This is a genomic window from Escherichia sp. 10290 (genome assembly GCF_030295155.1).
Lineage (GTDB): Bacteria > Pseudomonadota > Gammaproteobacteria > Enterobacterales > Enterobacteriaceae > Escherichia > Escherichia coli_F.
In genome coordinates, this window is record NZ_AP025741.1 from 443,741 (window position 1) to 458,140 (window position 14,400).

Annotated in this window: 13 protein-coding genes; 8 read left to right on the forward strand and 5 right to left on the reverse strand. The window is 54.0% G+C overall.

Translation table 11 applies throughout. The annotated features are described in order from the left end of the window. Positions 1-40: 40 nt before the first annotated feature. The 8 genes from QUE74_RS02140 to QUE74_RS02175 all read left to right on the forward strand — a co-directional run bounded on the left by QUE74_RS02140 (position 41) and on the right by QUE74_RS02175 (position 8,580). Complete coding sequence (locus QUE74_RS02140; RefSeq protein ID WP_001007398.1) at positions 41-1,705, forward strand: bifunctional 3-(3-hydroxy-phenyl)propionate/3-hydroxycinnamic acid hydroxylase; 1,665 nt, start codon at positions 41-43, stop codon at positions 1,703-1,705. A 1-nt stretch (position 1,706) separates the two neighbouring features. Continuing rightward, positions 1,707-2,651 (forward strand): 2,3-dihydroxyphenylpropionate/2,3-dihydroxicinnamic acid 1,2-dioxygenase, encoded by a 945-nt coding sequence (gene mhpB / locus QUE74_RS02145; protein ID WP_000543448.1) that lies wholly within the window; start codon positions 1,707-1,709, stop codon positions 2,649-2,651. 17 nt (positions 2,652-2,668) lie between these two features. Continuing rightward, positions 2,669-3,535 carry a 2-hydroxy-6-oxonona-2,4-dienedioate hydrolase gene (gene mhpC / locus QUE74_RS02150; RefSeq protein ID WP_000121878.1) on the forward strand — a complete coding sequence of 289 codons (867 nt, stop codon included), beginning with the start codon at positions 2,669-2,671 and terminating at the stop codon, positions 3,533-3,535. 9 nt (positions 3,536-3,544) lie between these two features. Beyond that, positions 3,545-4,354, forward strand: coding sequence for a 2-keto-4-pentenoate hydratase (gene mhpD / locus QUE74_RS02155; RefSeq protein WP_000160738.1), 810 nt, complete (start codon positions 3,545-3,547; stop codon positions 4,352-4,354). Continuing rightward, on the forward strand, positions 4,351-5,301 hold the full coding sequence (mhpF, locus tag QUE74_RS02160; RefSeq protein WP_000044305.1) for an acetaldehyde dehydrogenase: 951 nt from the start codon (positions 4,351-4,353) through the stop codon (positions 5,299-5,301). Before mhpD ends, mhpF begins: the two co-directional genes overlap by 4 nt. Then, positions 5,298-6,317: a 4-hydroxy-2-oxovalerate aldolase gene (gene mhpE, locus QUE74_RS02165; protein ID WP_001013506.1), complete on the forward strand. Its 1,020-nt coding sequence runs from the start codon at positions 5,298-5,300 to the stop codon at positions 6,315-6,317. Before mhpF ends, mhpE begins: the two co-directional genes overlap by 4 nt. A gap of 409 nt (positions 6,318-6,726) precedes the next feature. Continuing rightward, the gene (gene mhpT / locus QUE74_RS02170; RefSeq protein WP_001355160.1) at positions 6,727-7,938 is read left to right on the forward strand and encodes a 3-(3-hydroxy-phenyl)propionate transporter MhpT; all 1,212 of its coding nucleotides are present in this window, start codon (positions 6,727-6,729) and stop codon (positions 7,936-7,938) included. A gap of 102 nt (positions 7,939-8,040) precedes the next feature. Further along, complete coding sequence (locus tag QUE74_RS02175) at positions 8,041-8,580, forward strand: DUF2058 domain-containing protein (protein WP_001096714.1); 540 nt, start codon at positions 8,041-8,043, stop codon at positions 8,578-8,580. A gap of 126 nt (positions 8,581-8,706) precedes the next feature. Here QUE74_RS02175 and fghA read toward each other — a convergent pair whose 3' ends face one another. The 5 genes from fghA to QUE74_RS02200 all read right to left on the reverse strand — a co-directional run bounded on the left by fghA (position 8,707) and on the right by QUE74_RS02200 (position 14,348). Beyond that, positions 8,707-9,540, reverse strand: coding sequence for an S-formylglutathione hydrolase (gene fghA, locus QUE74_RS02180; RefSeq protein ID WP_000419073.1), 834 nt, complete (start codon positions 9,538-9,540; stop codon positions 8,707-8,709). Between the two features lie 92 nt (positions 9,541-9,632). After that, positions 9,633-10,742, reverse strand: coding sequence for an S-(hydroxymethyl)glutathione dehydrogenase (gene frmA / locus QUE74_RS02185; protein WP_000842102.1), 1,110 nt, complete (start codon positions 10,740-10,742; stop codon positions 9,633-9,635). 34 nt (positions 10,743-10,776) lie between these two features. Beyond that, complete coding sequence (frmR, locus tag QUE74_RS02190; RefSeq protein ID WP_001141271.1) at positions 10,777-11,052, reverse strand: formaldehyde-responsive transcriptional repressor FrmR; 276 nt, start codon at positions 11,050-11,052, stop codon at positions 10,777-10,779. A gap of 159 nt (positions 11,053-11,211) precedes the next feature. Further along, positions 11,212-12,258 (reverse strand): ferric ABC transporter ATP-binding protein, encoded by a 1,047-nt coding sequence (fbpC, locus tag QUE74_RS02195; RefSeq protein WP_000078830.1) that lies wholly within the window; start codon positions 12,256-12,258, stop codon positions 11,212-11,214. A gap of 11 nt (positions 12,259-12,269) precedes the next feature. Next, positions 12,270-14,348: an ABC transporter permease gene (locus QUE74_RS02200; RefSeq protein ID WP_000084160.1), complete on the reverse strand. Its 2,079-nt coding sequence runs from the start codon at positions 14,346-14,348 to the stop codon at positions 12,270-12,272. Positions 14,349-14,400: the final 52 nt, after the last annotated feature.

Genomic DNA, 14,400 nt, shown 5'->3' on the forward strand with positions numbered 1-14,400 from the left:
TGCGCGCAACGGCATTTTTTCCGAGTCGTGAGGTACTGAAATGGCAATACAACACCCTGACATCCAGCCTGCTGTTAACCATTGCGTTCAGGTGGCGATCGCTGGTGCCGGTCCGGTCGGGCTGATGATGGCGAACTATCTCGGCCAGATGGGCATTGACGTGCTGGTGGTGGAGAAACTCGATAAGTTGATCGACTATCCACGCGCGATTGGAATTGATGACGAGGCGCTGCGCACCATGCAGTCGGTTGGCCTTGTCGATAATGTTCTGCCGCACACTACGCCGTGGCATGCGATGCGTTTTCTTACCCCAAAAGGCCGCTGTTTTGCTGATATTCAGCCAATGACCGATGAATTTGGCTGGCCGCGTCGTAACGCCTTTATTCAGCCGCAGGTCGATGCGGTGATGCTGGAAGGGTTATCGCGGTTTCCGAATGTGCGCTGCCTGTTTTCCCGCGAGCTGGAGGCCTTTAGCCAGCAAGATGACGAAGTGACCTTGTATCTGAAAACGGCAGAAGGGCAGCGGGAAACGGTCAAAGCCCAGTGGCTGGTAGCCTGTGACGGTGGAGCAAGTTTTGTCCGGCGCACCCTGAATGTGCCGTTTGAAGGTAAAACCGCACCAAATCAGTGGATTGTGGTGGATATCGCCAACGATCCGTTAAGTACGCCGCATATCTATTTGTGTTGCGATCCGGTGCGCCCGTATGTTTCTGCGGCTCTGCCTCATGCGGTACGTCGCTTTGAATTTATGGTGATGCCGGGCGAAACCGAAGAACAGCTCCGCGAGCCGCAAAATATGCGCAAGCTGTTAAGCAAAGTGCTGCCTAATCCGGACAACGTCGAGTTGATTCGCCAGCGTGTCTACACCCACAACGCGCGACTGGCACAACGTTTTCGTATTGACCGCGTACTGCTGGCGGGCGATGCCGCACATATCATGCCGGTGTGGCAGGGGCAGGGCTATAACAGTGGTATGCGCGACGCCTTTAACCTCGCCTGGAAACTGGCGTTGGTTATCCAGGGGAAAGCTCGCGATGCGCTGCTCGATACCTATCAACAAGAACGTCGCGATCACGCCAAAGCGATGATTGATCTGTCGGTGACGGCGGGCAACGTACTGGCTCCGCCGAAACGCTGGCAGGGTACGTTACGTGACGGTGTTTCCTGGCTGCTGAATTATCTACCGCCAGTAAAACGCTACTTTCTCGAAATGCGCTTCAAGCCGATGCCGCAATATTACGCCGGTGCGCTGGTGCGTGAAGGCGAAGCGAAGCACTCTCCGGTCGGCAAGATGTTTATTCAGCCGAAAGTCACGCTGGAAAACGGCGACGTGACGTTGCTCGATAACGCGATCGGCGCGAACTTCGCGGTAATTGGCTGGGGATGCAATCCACTGTGGGGGATGAGCGATGAGCAAATCCAGCAATGGCGCGCGCTGGGTACTCGCTTCATTCAGGTGGTGCCGGATGTGCAAATTCATACCGCGCAGGATAACTACGACGGCGTGCTGCGCGTGGGCGATACGCAAGGTCGCCTGCGTAGCTGGTTCGCACAACATAATGCTTCGCTGGTGGTGATGCGCCCGGATCGCTTTGTTGCCGCCATCGCCATTCCGCAAACTCTGGGTAATACGCTGAATAAACTGGCGTCCGTGATGACACTCAACCGCCCTGATGTCGACGTTTCTGTCGAAAAGGTAGCCTGATATGCACGCTTATCTTCACTGTCTTTCCCACTCGCCGCTGGTAGGGTATGTCGACCCGGCGCAAGAGATACTTGATGAGGTCAATGGCGTGATTGCCAGTGCCCGCGAGCGTATTGCGGCCTTCTCCCCTGAACTGGTGGTGCTGTTTGCGCCAGATCATTACAACGGTTTTTTCTATGACGTGATGCCACCCTTCTGTTTAGGCGTTGGGGCGACGGCAATTGGCGATTTCGGCAGTGCGGCAGGAGAGCTTCCTGTGCCTGTGGAGTTGGCGGAGGCTTGTGCGCATGCCGTCATGAAGAGCGGGATTGATCTTGCCGTTTCTTACTGTATGCAGGTGGATCATGGGTTCGCCCAGCCGCTGGAGTTCTTGCTCGGTGGGCTGGATAAGGTGCCGGTCCTGCCTGTATTCATCAACGGTGTCGCCATGCCGCTACCTGGTTTTCAGCGTACCCGCATGTTGGGTGAAGCCATTGGACGTTTCACCAGTACGCTGAATAAGCGCGTGCTGTTCCTGGGTTCCGGTGGGCTTTCCCATCAGCCGCCGGTGCCAGAACTGGCGAAAGCGGATGCCCATATGCGCGATCGTCTGTTGGGTAGCGGGAAAGATTTGCCCGCCAATGAGCGCGAAATGCGCCAGCAACGGGTGATTAGCGCCGCTGAGAGGTTTGTTGAGGATCAGAGAACTCTGCATCCGCTCAACCCGATTTGGGATAACCAGTTCATGTCTTTGCTGGAGCAGGGACGCATACAGGAACTGGATGCCGTCAGTAACGAAGAGCTTTCCGCCATTGCAGGAAAGTCGACACATGAAATCAAAACCTGGGTCGCTGCTTTTGCCGCTATTTCTGCGTTTGGCAACTGGCGTAGCGAAGGGCGTTATTACCGCCCGATCCCGGAGTGGATTGCCGGATTTGGCTCGTTAAGCGCCAGAACAGAGAACTGAATATGCAGGAGAAGATGATGAGTTATCAGCCACAAACCGAAGCCGCCACCAGCTGTTTTCTGAATGTAGAAGAAGCGGGTAAAACGCTGCGCATCCATTTTAATGACTGCGGTCAAGGCGACGAAACCGTTGTCCTGCTGCACGGCTCCGGCCCGGGGGCTACGGGCTGGGCGAACTTCAGCCGCAATATCGATCCGCTGGTAGAAGCTGGTTATCGGGTGATCCTGCTGGATTGTCCTGGTTGGGGTAAGAGCGATTCGATCGTTAACAGTGGTTCGCGATCGGATCTCAATGCGCGCATCCTGAAAAGCGTGGTGGATCAACTGGATATCGCCAAAATCCACCTGCTGGGCAACTCGATGGGCGGCCACAGTTCTGTGGCGTTCACCCTTAACTGGCCGGAGCGCGTCGGCAAACTGGTGCTGATGGGCGGCGGTACAGGTGGCATGAGTTTGTTTACGCCGATGCCAACTGAAGGCATTAAGCGACTGAATCAGCTTTATCGCCAGCCGACTATCGAAAATCTGAAGCTGATGATGGATATCTTCGTTTTCGATACCAGCGATTTGACTGACGCCCTGTTTGAAGCGCGCCTGAATAATATGCTGTCGCGTCGCGATCACCTGGAAAACTTCGTTAAGAGCCTGGAAGCCAATCCGAAACAGTTCCCGGATTTTGGCCCACGTCTGGCGGAAATCAAAGCGCAAACTCTGATTGTCTGGGGGCGTAACGACCGTTTTGTGCCGATGGACGCAGGGCTGCGTCTGCTTTCTGGCATCGCCGGTTCTGAGCTGCATATCTTCCGCGACTGTGGTCACTGGGCGCAGTGGGAACATGCCGACGCTTTCAATCAACTGGTACTGAATTTCCTCGCACGTCCTTAAGGAACGGTCATGACGAAGCATACTCTTGAGCAACTGGCGGCGGATTTACGCCGCGCCGCAGAGCAGGGCGAAGCGATTGCGCCGCTGCGCGATCTGATTGGTATTGATAACGCTGAAGCGGCCTACAGCATTCAGCACATAAATGTGCAACATGACGTCGCGCTGGGGCGTCGCGTTGTGGGGCGTAAAGTGGGACTGACGCATCCGAAAGTGCAGCAACAACTGGGGGTTGATCAACCGGATTTCGGAACATTATTTGCCGACATGTGTTATGGCGATAACGAAACCATTCCTTTTTCCCGTGTTCTGCAACCTCGTATTGAAGCAGAGATCGCACTGGTGCTAAACCGCGATTTACCCGCAACGGATATTACCTTCGACGAACTGTATAACGCCATTGAATGGGTGCTTCCGGCGCTGGAGGTGGTGGGCAGCCGCATTCGCGACTGGTCGATTCAGTTTGTCGATACCGTGGCAGATAACGCCTCCTGTGGGGTATATGTCATCGGTGGTCCGGCGCAACGTCCGGCAGGGTTAGATCTGAAAAACTGCACTATGACGATGACGCGTAATAACGAAGAGGTTTCCAGCGGGCGCGGCAGCGAATGTCTGGGGCATCCACTTAATGCCGCCGTCTGGCTGGCACGCAAAATGGCCAGCCTGGGTGAACCGCTGCGCGCCGGAGATATCATTCTTACCGGGGCATTAGGTCCGATGGTGGCGGTAAATGCGGGCGATTGTTTTGAAGCCCATATCGAAGGCATAGGTTCAGTTGCTGCGACATTTTCAAACGCAGCCCTAAAAGGAAGTCTGTCATGAGTAAGCGTAAAGTCGCCATTATCGGTTCTGGCAACATTGGCACCGACCTGATGATTAAAATTTTGCGTCACGGTCAGCATCTGGAGATGGCGGTGATGGTCGGCATTGATCCTCAGTCCGACGGTCTGGCGCGTGCCAGACGTATGGGCGTCGCTACCACCCATGAAGGGGTGATTGGGCTGATGAACATGCCTGAATTTGCTGATATCGATATAGTGTTTGATGCGACCAGCGCGGGCGCACATGTGAAAAACGATGCCGCTTTGCGCGAAGCGAAACCGGATATTCGCTTAATCGACCTGACGCCAGCTGCCATCGGCCCTTACTGCGTGCCGGTCGTTAATCTCGACGCAAACGTCGATCAATTGAACGTCAACATGGTCACCTGCGGCGGCCAGGCCACCATTCCGATGGTAGCGGCGGTTTCACGCGTGGCGCGTGTTCATTACGCCGAAATCATCGCTTCTATCGCCAGTAAATCTGCTGGCCCTGGCACGCGTGCCAATATCGATGAATTTACGGAGACCACCTCGCGAGCCATTGAAGTCGTAGGCGGCGCGGCAAAAGGGAAGGCGATTATTGTGCTTAATCCGGCAGAGCCGCCGTTGATGATGCGCGACACGGTGTATGTATTGAGCGATGAAGCTTCACAAGATGATATCGAAGCCTCAATCAATGAAATAGCTGAGGCGGTGCAGGCTTACGTACCGGGATATCGCCTGAAACAGCGCGTGCAGTTTGAAGTTATCCCGCAGGATAAACCGGTTAATTTACCGGGCATTGGTCAGTTCTCTGGGCTGAAAACGGCGGTCTGGCTGGAGGTCGAAGGCGCAGCGCATTATCTGCCTGCCTACGCAGGCAACCTCGACATTATGACTTCCAGTGCGCTGGCGACAGCAGAAAAAATGGCCCAGTCACTGGCGCGCAAGGCAGGAGAAGCGGCATGAACGGTAAAAAACTTTATATTTCAGACGTCACGTTGCGTGACGGTATGCACGCCATTCGTCATCAGTATTCACTTGAAAATGTCCGCCAGATTGCCAAAGCACTGGATGATGCCCGCGTGGATTCGATTGAAGTGGCCCATGGGGATGGTTTGCAGGGTTCCAGCTTTAACTATGGTTTCGGTGCGCATAGCGACCTTGAATGGATTGAAGCTGCGGCGGATGTGGTGAAGCACGCCAAAATCGCGACATTGTTGCTGCCAGGAATTGGCACTATTCACGATCTGAAAAATGCCTGGCAGGCTGGCGCGCGGGTGGTTCGTGTGGCTACGCACTGCACCGAAGCTGATGTTTCCGCTCAGCATATTCAGTATGCCCGCGAACTCGGAATGGATACCGTTGGCTTTCTGATGATGAGCCACATGACCACGCCAGAGAATCTCGCAAAACAGGCAAAGCTGATGGAAGGCTACGGTGCGACCTGTATTTATGTGGTGGATTCTGGCGGTGCGATGAACATGAGCGATATCCGTGACCGTTTCCGCGCCCTGAAAGCGGTGCTCAAACCGGAAACGCAAACCGGCATGCATGCTCACCATAACTTGAGTCTTGGCGTGGCGAACTCTATCGCGGCGGTGGAAGAGGGCTGTGACCGCATTGACGCCAGCCTCGCGGGGATGGGCGCGGGTGCAGGTAACGCACCGCTGGAAGTGTTTATTGCCGCCGCGGATAAACTGGGCTGGCAGCATGGGACCGATCTCTATGCGTTAATGGATGCCGCTGACGACCTGGTGCGTCCGTTGCAGGATCGTCCGGTACGTGTCGACCGCGAAACGCTGGCGCTGGGATACGCTGGTGTTTACTCAAGCTTTTTGCGTCACTGTGAAACGGCGGCGGCGCGTTATGGTTTAAGCGCGGTGGATATTCTCGTTGAGCTGGGTAAACGCCGGATGGTCGGCGGCCAGGAGGATATGATCGTCGACGTGGCGCTGGATCTGTGCAACAACAAATCATGTTGACTGCTGGCAACGTGCATTTTGTATACCCATCCCAGGCCTGATAAGACGCGTCAGCGTCGCATCAGGCAATGGCGCACGACTGCCGGATGCGGCATAAACGCCTTATCCGGCCTACGGATGGCGCGGGAATTTGTAGGCATGATAAGACGCGTCAGCGTCGCATCAGGCATCTGTGCACGACTGCCGGATGCGGCGTAAACGTCTTATCCGGCCTACGGATGGCGCGGGAATTTGTAGGCATGATAAGACGCGTCAGCGTCGAATCAGGCAATGGCGCACGACAGCCGGATGCGGCATAAACGCCTTATCCGGCCTACTTTCGTCCGTAGGCAGTCATTAAATGGTTTTGATTACGCGGCTGGCAATGTATCAGCCGCGATTCACCTGCATTCGCAACGAGGTTCATCTTATGTCGACTCGTACCCCTTCATCATCTTCATCCCGCCTGATGCTGACCATCGGGCTTTGTTTTTTAGTCGCTCTGATGGAAGGACTGGATCTTCAGGCGGCTGGCATTGCGGCGGGTGGCATCGCCCAGGCTTTTGCACTCGATAAAATGCAAATGGGCTGGATATTCAGTGCCGGAATACTCGGTTTGCTACCCGGCGCGCTGGTTGGCGGAATGCTGGCGGACCGTTATGGTCGTAAACGCATTTTGATTGGTTCAGTTGCGCTGTTTGGTTTGTTCTCGCTGGCAACGGCTATTGCCTGGGATTTCCCCTCACTGGTCTTTGCGCGGCTAATGACCGGTGTCGGGCTGGGGGCGGCGTTGCCGAATCTTATCGCCCTGACGTCTGAAGCGGCGGGGCCACGTTTTCGTGGAACGGCGGTGAGCCTGATGTATTGCGGGGTTCCCATTGGCGCGGCGCTGGCGGCGACACTGGGTTTTGCCGGGGCAAACTTAGCCTGGCAAACGGTGTTTTGGGTAGGTGGTGTGGTGCCGTTGATTCTGGTGCCACTGTTAATGCGCTGGCTGCCGGAGTCGGCGGTGTTCGCTGGCGAAAAACAGGCCGCGCCGCCGCTGCGTGCGTTATTTGCGCCCGACACGGCAACCGCAACGCTGCTGCTGTGGTTGTGTTATTTCTTCACTTTGCTGGTGGTCTACATGTTGATCAACTGGCTACCGCTGCTTTTAGTGGAACAAGGATTCCAGCCATCGCAGGCGGCAGGGGTGATGTTTGCACTACAAATGGGGGCGGCAAGCGGGACGTTAATATTGGGCGCACTGATGGATAAACTGCGTCCAATGACCATGTCGCTACTGATTTATAGCGGTATGTTAGCTTCGCTGTTAGCGCTGGGAACGGTGTCATCATTTAACGGTATGTTGCTGGCGGGATTCGTCGCAGGGTTGTTTGCAACAGGTGGGCAAAGCGTTTTGTATGCATTGGCTCCGTTGTTTTACAGTTCGCAGATCCGCGCAACCGGCGTGGGAACCGCCGTGGCGATTGGGCGTCTGGGTGCCATGAGCGGCCCGTTGCTGGCAGGGAAAATGCTGGCATTAGGCACTGGCACGGTTGGCGTAATGGCCGCATCTGCGCCGGGTATTCTTGTTGCTGGATTAGCGGTGTTTATTTTGATGAGTCGAAAATCACGAATGCAGCCGTGCGCTGATGCCTGACGCGCCTTATTAAGCCGGGGCGAAAGGGACTTGCCCCCCAATACACCCACGGCGTTTACAGGTATACTCGCTAAAAATTATTCAGCGGGTTTGGAAACAAAGATGGCAAAACTTACCTTACAAGAGCAGTTGCTCAAAGCAGGATTAGTCACCAGCAAAAAAGCGGCGAAGGTCGAGAGAACGGCGAAAAAATCGCGCGTTCAGGCGCGTGAGGCTCGGGCGGCGGTAGAAGAAAATAAAAAGGCACAGCTTGAGCGTGATAAACAGCTTAGCGAGCAGCAAAAACAAGCGGCACTGGCGAAAGAATATAAAGCTCAGGTGAAGCAGCTTATTGAAATGAACCGGATCACCATTGCCAATGGCGATATCGGTTTTAACTTTACCGATAGCAATCTGATTAAGAAGATTTTTGTCGATAAGCTCACACAAACGCAGTTGATTAATGGTCGTCTGGCGATTGCCCGCTTGTTGGTCGATAACAATAGCGAAGGTGAATACGCCATTATTCCCGCCAGCGTTGCCGATAAAATTGCTCAGCGTGACGCCAGCAGTATTGTGTTGCACAGCGCGCTCAGCGCCGAAGAGCAGGATGAAGACGATCCGTATGCCGACTTTAAAGTGCCTGATGATTTGATGTGGTAATCATCGATAAGCCGTGCACAGATGCCTGATGCGATGCTTTGCGCGTCTTATCATGCCTACGGCTCATGGGCGAAATGTAGGCCGGATAAGGCGTTCACGCCGCATCCGGCTGGCGTGCGCGGATGCTCAACGCATATTCAGTTTATTGGCGTGGTAGGCAATATGCTCGCCAATAAAACTGGAGACAAAATAATAGCTGTGATCATAACCCTCGTGATAACGGATTAACGTTTTGATATTCATCTCCTGGCAGATCTTTTCAAGATTTGGAGTCCGCAGCTGTTCTGCGTAAAAATCATCACTCAACCCCTGATCAACCATGATTTCCGCAACGCGTTGACCTTGTGAAATAAGACTCACCGGATCGTAATCCAACCAGGCATCTTTATTTTCACCAAGATATGCGGTAAAGGCTTGCTGTCCCCACGGTACTTGCGATGGGGAGACAATGGGCGAAAACGCCGAGACGCTGACATATTCATCTGGGTTACGTAACGCCAGCACCAGCGCGCCCAGCCCGCCCATTGAATGACCCGCGATTGACTTTCTTTCCGTTGCCGGAAAATGTTGCATCACTAAATCCGGCAGCTCGTTGTGGATATAATCATACATTTTGTAATGTTCATTCCACGGCGCTTGCGTTGCGTTCAGGTAAAACCCGGCACCTTGTCCGAGATCGTAACGGTCGGCATCTGCGACATGACTGCCTCGCGGACTGGTGTCTGGCGCAACAACAATAATGTTGTGCTCAGCCGCGTAACGTTGCATCCCCGATTTAGTAATGAAATTCTGCTCGTTACAGGTCAGGCCCGAAAGCCAGTACAGTACCGGCAATTTTTCATTCCCGGCTTTTGGTGGGAGATAGACGCCGACATTCATTTCACATTTCAGTGATTGGGAATAATGCCGATACACATTTTGCCAGCCGCCAAAGCTGGCATGTTTTTCAATGAGTTCCATCAGTCATTATCTCACGGTTAATCCCCGGACGGCTGCCCGGGGACGGTATTGAGAACCCCGTCTGAACTGGACGGGGCGAAATCAGCGGGAAATCAGTAACGAATTACGGTTCGAATGGATTTGCCTTCATGCATCAGGTCGAAGGCGTCATTAATTTCATCCAGGCTCATGGTATGCGTGACAAACGGTTCCAGATCGATATCGCCTTTCATCGCATCTTCAACCATACCCGGTAACTGGGAACGACCTTTCACGCCGCCAAACGCGGAACCTTTCCATACGCGACCGGTGACCAACTGGAATGGACGGGTGGAGATTTCCTGACCGGAACCCGCGACCCCGATGATCACCGACTGACCCCAGCCGCGGTGCGCACTTTCCAGCGCCGCACGCATCACGTTGACGTTACCGATGCATTCAAAGGTATGGTCGATACCCCATTTGTTGATATCCAGCAGGACATCTTTAATCGGTTTGTCGTAGTCATTCGGGTTAATGCAGTCGGTAGCACCGAAACGACGCGCCAGATCGAATTTCTTCGGGTTAGTGTCGATAGCGATAATCCGTCCCGCCTTCGCCTGACGAGCCCCCTGAACTACTGCCAGACCAATCGCGCCAAGACCAAACACGGCAACAGAATCACCTGGCTGGACTTTAGCGGTGTTGTGCACTGCGCCAATGCCAGTGGTCACGCCACAGCCCAGCAGGCAGACGTGTTCATGGTTTGCTTCTGGATTAATTTTGGCCAGAGACACTTCCGCAACCACGGTGTATTCACTGAATGTAGAGCATCCCATGTAGTGATACAGCGGCTGCCCGTTGTAAGAAAAACGGGTGGTGCCGTCTGGCATCAGGCCTTTGCCCTGAGTCTCGCGAACTGCGACGCAGAGGTTAGTTTTGCCGGAACGACAGAACTCACACTCGCCGCACTCTGCGGTATAAAGCGGGATCACATGGTCGCCAGGTTTGACGCTGGTTACGCCTTCACCGACTTCAACCACAACGCCGGCCCCTTCGTGACCGAGAACTACCGGGAATACACCTTCCGGGTCATCGCCGGAGAGGGTAAATGCGTCGGTATGGCAAACGCCGGTATGGGTGACTTTAATCAGCACTTCACCTTTTTTCGGTGGTGCAACGTCAATTTCAACGATTTCCAGCGGTTTACCGGGAGCAAATGCAACGGCAGCACGTGATTTCATCTCTCGCTCTTCCTCAATATGGTAATAGATTCAGCTATTTAAGATAGGCACGAACCAGTTCAATAGTGTCGTCAACGGATTGGCTGACTTCGCGGCTGTAGCAGTCATTTCGGTCAAACGTTTCCCGGATATGGCTTTCAAGCACTTCTGCCATCAGCCCGTTAGCCGCGCCCCGAACGGCAGCGATCTGTTGGAGTATGGCACGGCATTCGGCATCACCCTCCAGCGACCGTTCCAGAGCATCAATTTGCCCCCGAATACGACGAACTCGAGTAAGGACCTTTTTCTTCTCTTCCGGAGTACTGGGCATTTCGCACCTCATCATCTGCACGCAATATACTATAGGGGGGTATGCTATATGTCAATGCATACCCCCCTATAGTATATAACGCCGGAGAATAATTGTTGTCCGACGTTTAAACAGGTGAACGGTCCCTCAAGACAGGTTGGGACCGTTTATCTGCTATTTTTATGCCGCATCCGCTAAAACAAACATCCCGTAAGGATGGATTTCGAGGTAATAGTGCTCACCAATATCGGGCTGTAAACGGGTGGCGTTGACTTGCAATAAAATCTCCTGACCATGCCATTCTACGGTCACTTCGTACTGCGGCCCCATGTAGGCGACATGGCGAATAACACAACGCTGACTCTCTTCGCCGTGATTGCTTAAGGTGATGGCTTCCGGGCGAACGCCGACGGTGCCGCTACCTTGCGCCGGGAAATGCGCCGCGCGCGGCAGGCGATAACCGTAGATATCGACATACTCTTCGCTAAAGTTCGCCGGGAACAGGTTGGCGTCGCCCATAAAACTTGCCATAAAGCGGGAGGCGGGCTGACGATAGAGATCCTGCGGTGAACCAATCTGCATGATGTGACCTTTATTCATCACCAACACGGTGTCGGACACCGCGAAAGCTTCACTTTGATCGTGAGTCACATAGAGCGAAGTGATGTTAAATTGCTTTTGCAGCTCGCGGATTTTATCGCGCATGCTGCGACGCAGGTTGGCATCGAGGTTACTTAACGGCTCATCAAACAGCAGCACTTTAGGCTTAAGGATCAACGCACGGGCCAGAGCCACACGCTGTTGCTGACCACCGGAAATCTGGTCGACATAGCGGTCTTCGAATCCTTCCAGATCCACCATTGCTAGCGCATCTTTCACCCGCTGCTTCACTTCACTACGCGACACGCCAAGCATTTTCAGCCCATAGCCAACGTTTTCGCCCAGCGACATATGTGGGAACAGAGCGTATGACTGAAACACCATGCAGATATCGCGTTGCTGAATGGAACGATGCGTGACATCTTCGCCATCTATAAAAATTTGCCCTTCGCTCGGTTTTTCCAGCCCGGCAACCAGACGCAGAATGGTGGTTTTGCCGCATCCGGAAGGACCGAGCAGCGTCACCATTTGCCCTTGTGGGATGGTGAGATTGATATTGTCGATAACCGTATTACTGCCGAATCGTTTAGTGACGTTGCGCAGTTCCACAAAATTTTTCTGACTCATAGTGCGCTCCATTACGCCTGGTTTTTGGCTTTAGAACGGGAAATACGTGCTTCACCGATCAGCCAGTCAAAGAGGAAAATAATCGCCAGCATCACCACGATCAGAATCGAACCGTAGGCGATGGCTACGCCATATTCGCCGTCTTCTACGCGGTTAAGGATGTAGGCGGTTGCCACGCGTGTGTCCGGCGTGACGAGAAAGACGATGGCGCTGACCGTCGTGATAGCCCGCACAAAGCTGTAAATCAGGGCCGAGAGAATAGCTGGGCGTAACAACGGCAGTAAAATGTGCGTAATGGTTCGCAGGGAACCCGCACGCAGGCTAAGTGAGGCTTCATCCAGCGATTTGTCGATCTGCCCCAGACCCGCAATCCCGGCGCGAATACCCACCGGAACGTTACGCATCACCATCGAGATAATCACAATTGCCGCCGTTCCGGTGAGATAAACCGGAGCGCTGTTAAAGGCGAGAATATACGAGACGCCCGCCACCGTACCCGGTACGGCAAAGCACAACATGGTGGTGAACTCGATGGTCTTTTTGCCTTTGAATTGTTGGCGCACCACCACCCAGGCGATGAGCAGGCCAAAGATAGCGGTAATGGGTGCGGCAATCCCGGCGTAGAGCAAGGTATCTAACAGTGAAGGCCACGCGCCGTCGCTCATCCCCTGACCAAATAACTTGATAAAGTTATCCAGCGTTAGGGTGTAGTCTACGCCCCAGTTCACGGTGAAGCTGCCGTAGAAAATGCTGCCATAGAGCAGGGCGTTAAAGACAATCCATATCGCAAGTATGGCGACCACGCTCCACACCAGGGTGACCGGTAGTGGCTGGACATCGCCGCGGTAGGACTTTCCGGAAACCGTGACGTAAGAGCGTTTACCAATCCACATATACTGGACGCAGAACACCAGTAGCGAGAACAGCAGCAGGAAAGCGCCAAGGGTGCTGGCGGCCTGATAATCCAGCTGCGAGCCGGTAATGTAGAAGTAAATTTGCGTCGCCAGTACGTCGAAGTTGCCGCCAAGCACCAGCGGGTTACTGAAATCAGCCAGTGACTGTACCACGACGATTAAAAAGGCATTGGCGAGCGCGGGCTTTAGCAACGGCACAAACACGCCGTTAAAGGTTTGCCAGCGGCTGGCACGCAGGGTGTAGGAGGCCTCTTCCAGCGAGGGATGAATGGTTTTAATGGCCCCATCAAGGATCATAAAAGCCATTGGCGTGAATGCCAGGACCTGTGCCAGCCAGATCCCGGTAAAACCATACAGCCAGTTGGTGTTGGTCAGCCCAAACCACTCCACCATAAATTCCGTTATGTAGCCGGAGCGCCCCATCATGAGCGTAACGCCTAAGCCGACCACAAACGGTGGCGTGACAATTGGCAGAATGGAAAAGATGCGGCCGATTACGGCGCTGCGTTTGGCGATGCGCGTGGTATATATCGCCAGCACCAGACCGAAGAAAGTACAGCCAATACCCACCGCTATCGATAAGACGATGGAGTTGACGATCACCTGAACAATATGTGCCTGCGAGAGCACATTCATAAACGCCAGTGGGGCGAACCCTCCCGCGTCGTTGGTGAACATCGGGATAAAAATGGCGATGCTCGGCCAGACGATAAAAATGCCAATCAGCGCCACAATCGCAATCAGCGAGCCGATCACAAAGCGGTCGCCACCCAGCCATTCGAGGCGGGTTAAGGCCAGCGTCATTATCGCGCTTAATTCGATAAACAGCACGATGGCGGCGTAGCCTAGACCGCGGCCAACGATGGTGGCACTGATGACCATAAACGCTAAACAAAGCAATGCCCAGCCGGCATCAAAATAATGACGGCTACGCTGCTCGCGTTTGGCCTCATTAAACGGGCGAACCAGCAGCAAACTCGGGAGTAAATACCACAGCCAGCTGATATTAAAATGCGACCAGCTGTACGCCTCGAGGATCTCATCACTCGTGGACTCCAGCAGACCATAATCGAGACTCCAGCTCGGCAACAGGATAAATGCCAGCCAGCCCAGCAAAACCCAAAGGAAAATCGCATCCCGCTTTTTCACGGGATGGAGTGCAAGTGTCTGTGACATAGCAGTTCCGGTATGGTTGGCCGGGGCAGGCGTTTGTGCTGCGCCCGGCAAA

Coding starts and splice junctions, on each gene's coding strand:
- QUE74_RS02140 (WP_001007398.1), top strand. CDS start 41: ATGGCAATACAACACCCTGACATCCAGCCTGCTGTTAACCATTGCGTT.
- mhpB (WP_000543448.1), top strand. CDS start 1,707: ATGCACGCTTATCTTCACTGTCTTTCCCACTCGCCGCTGGTAGGGTAT.
- mhpC (WP_000121878.1), top strand. CDS start 2,669: ATGAGTTATCAGCCACAAACCGAAGCCGCCACCAGCTGTTTTCTGAAT.
- mhpD (WP_000160738.1), top strand. CDS start 3,545: ATGACGAAGCATACTCTTGAGCAACTGGCGGCGGATTTACGCCGCGCC.
- mhpF (WP_000044305.1), top strand. CDS start 4,351: ATGAGTAAGCGTAAAGTCGCCATTATCGGTTCTGGCAACATTGGCACC.
- mhpE (WP_001013506.1), top strand. CDS start 5,298: ATGAACGGTAAAAAACTTTATATTTCAGACGTCACGTTGCGTGACGGT.
- mhpT (WP_001355160.1), top strand. CDS start 6,727: ATGTCGACTCGTACCCCTTCATCATCTTCATCCCGCCTGATGCTGACC.
- QUE74_RS02175 (WP_001096714.1), top strand. CDS start 8,041: ATGGCAAAACTTACCTTACAAGAGCAGTTGCTCAAAGCAGGATTAGTC.
- fghA (WP_000419073.1), bottom strand. CDS start 9,540: ATGGAACTCATTGAAAAACATGCCAGCTTTGGCGGCTGGCAAAATGTG.
- frmA (WP_000842102.1), bottom strand. CDS start 10,742: ATGAAATCACGTGCTGCCGTTGCATTTGCTCCCGGTAAACCGCTGGAA.
- frmR (WP_001141271.1), bottom strand. CDS start 11,052: ATGCCCAGTACTCCGGAAGAGAAGAAAAAGGTCCTTACTCGAGTTCGT.
- fbpC (WP_000078830.1), bottom strand. CDS start 12,258: ATGAGTCAGAAAAATTTTGTGGAACTGCGCAACGTCACTAAACGATTC.
- QUE74_RS02200 (WP_000084160.1), bottom strand. CDS start 14,348: ATGTCACAGACACTTGCACTCCATCCCGTGAAAAAGCGGGATGCGATT.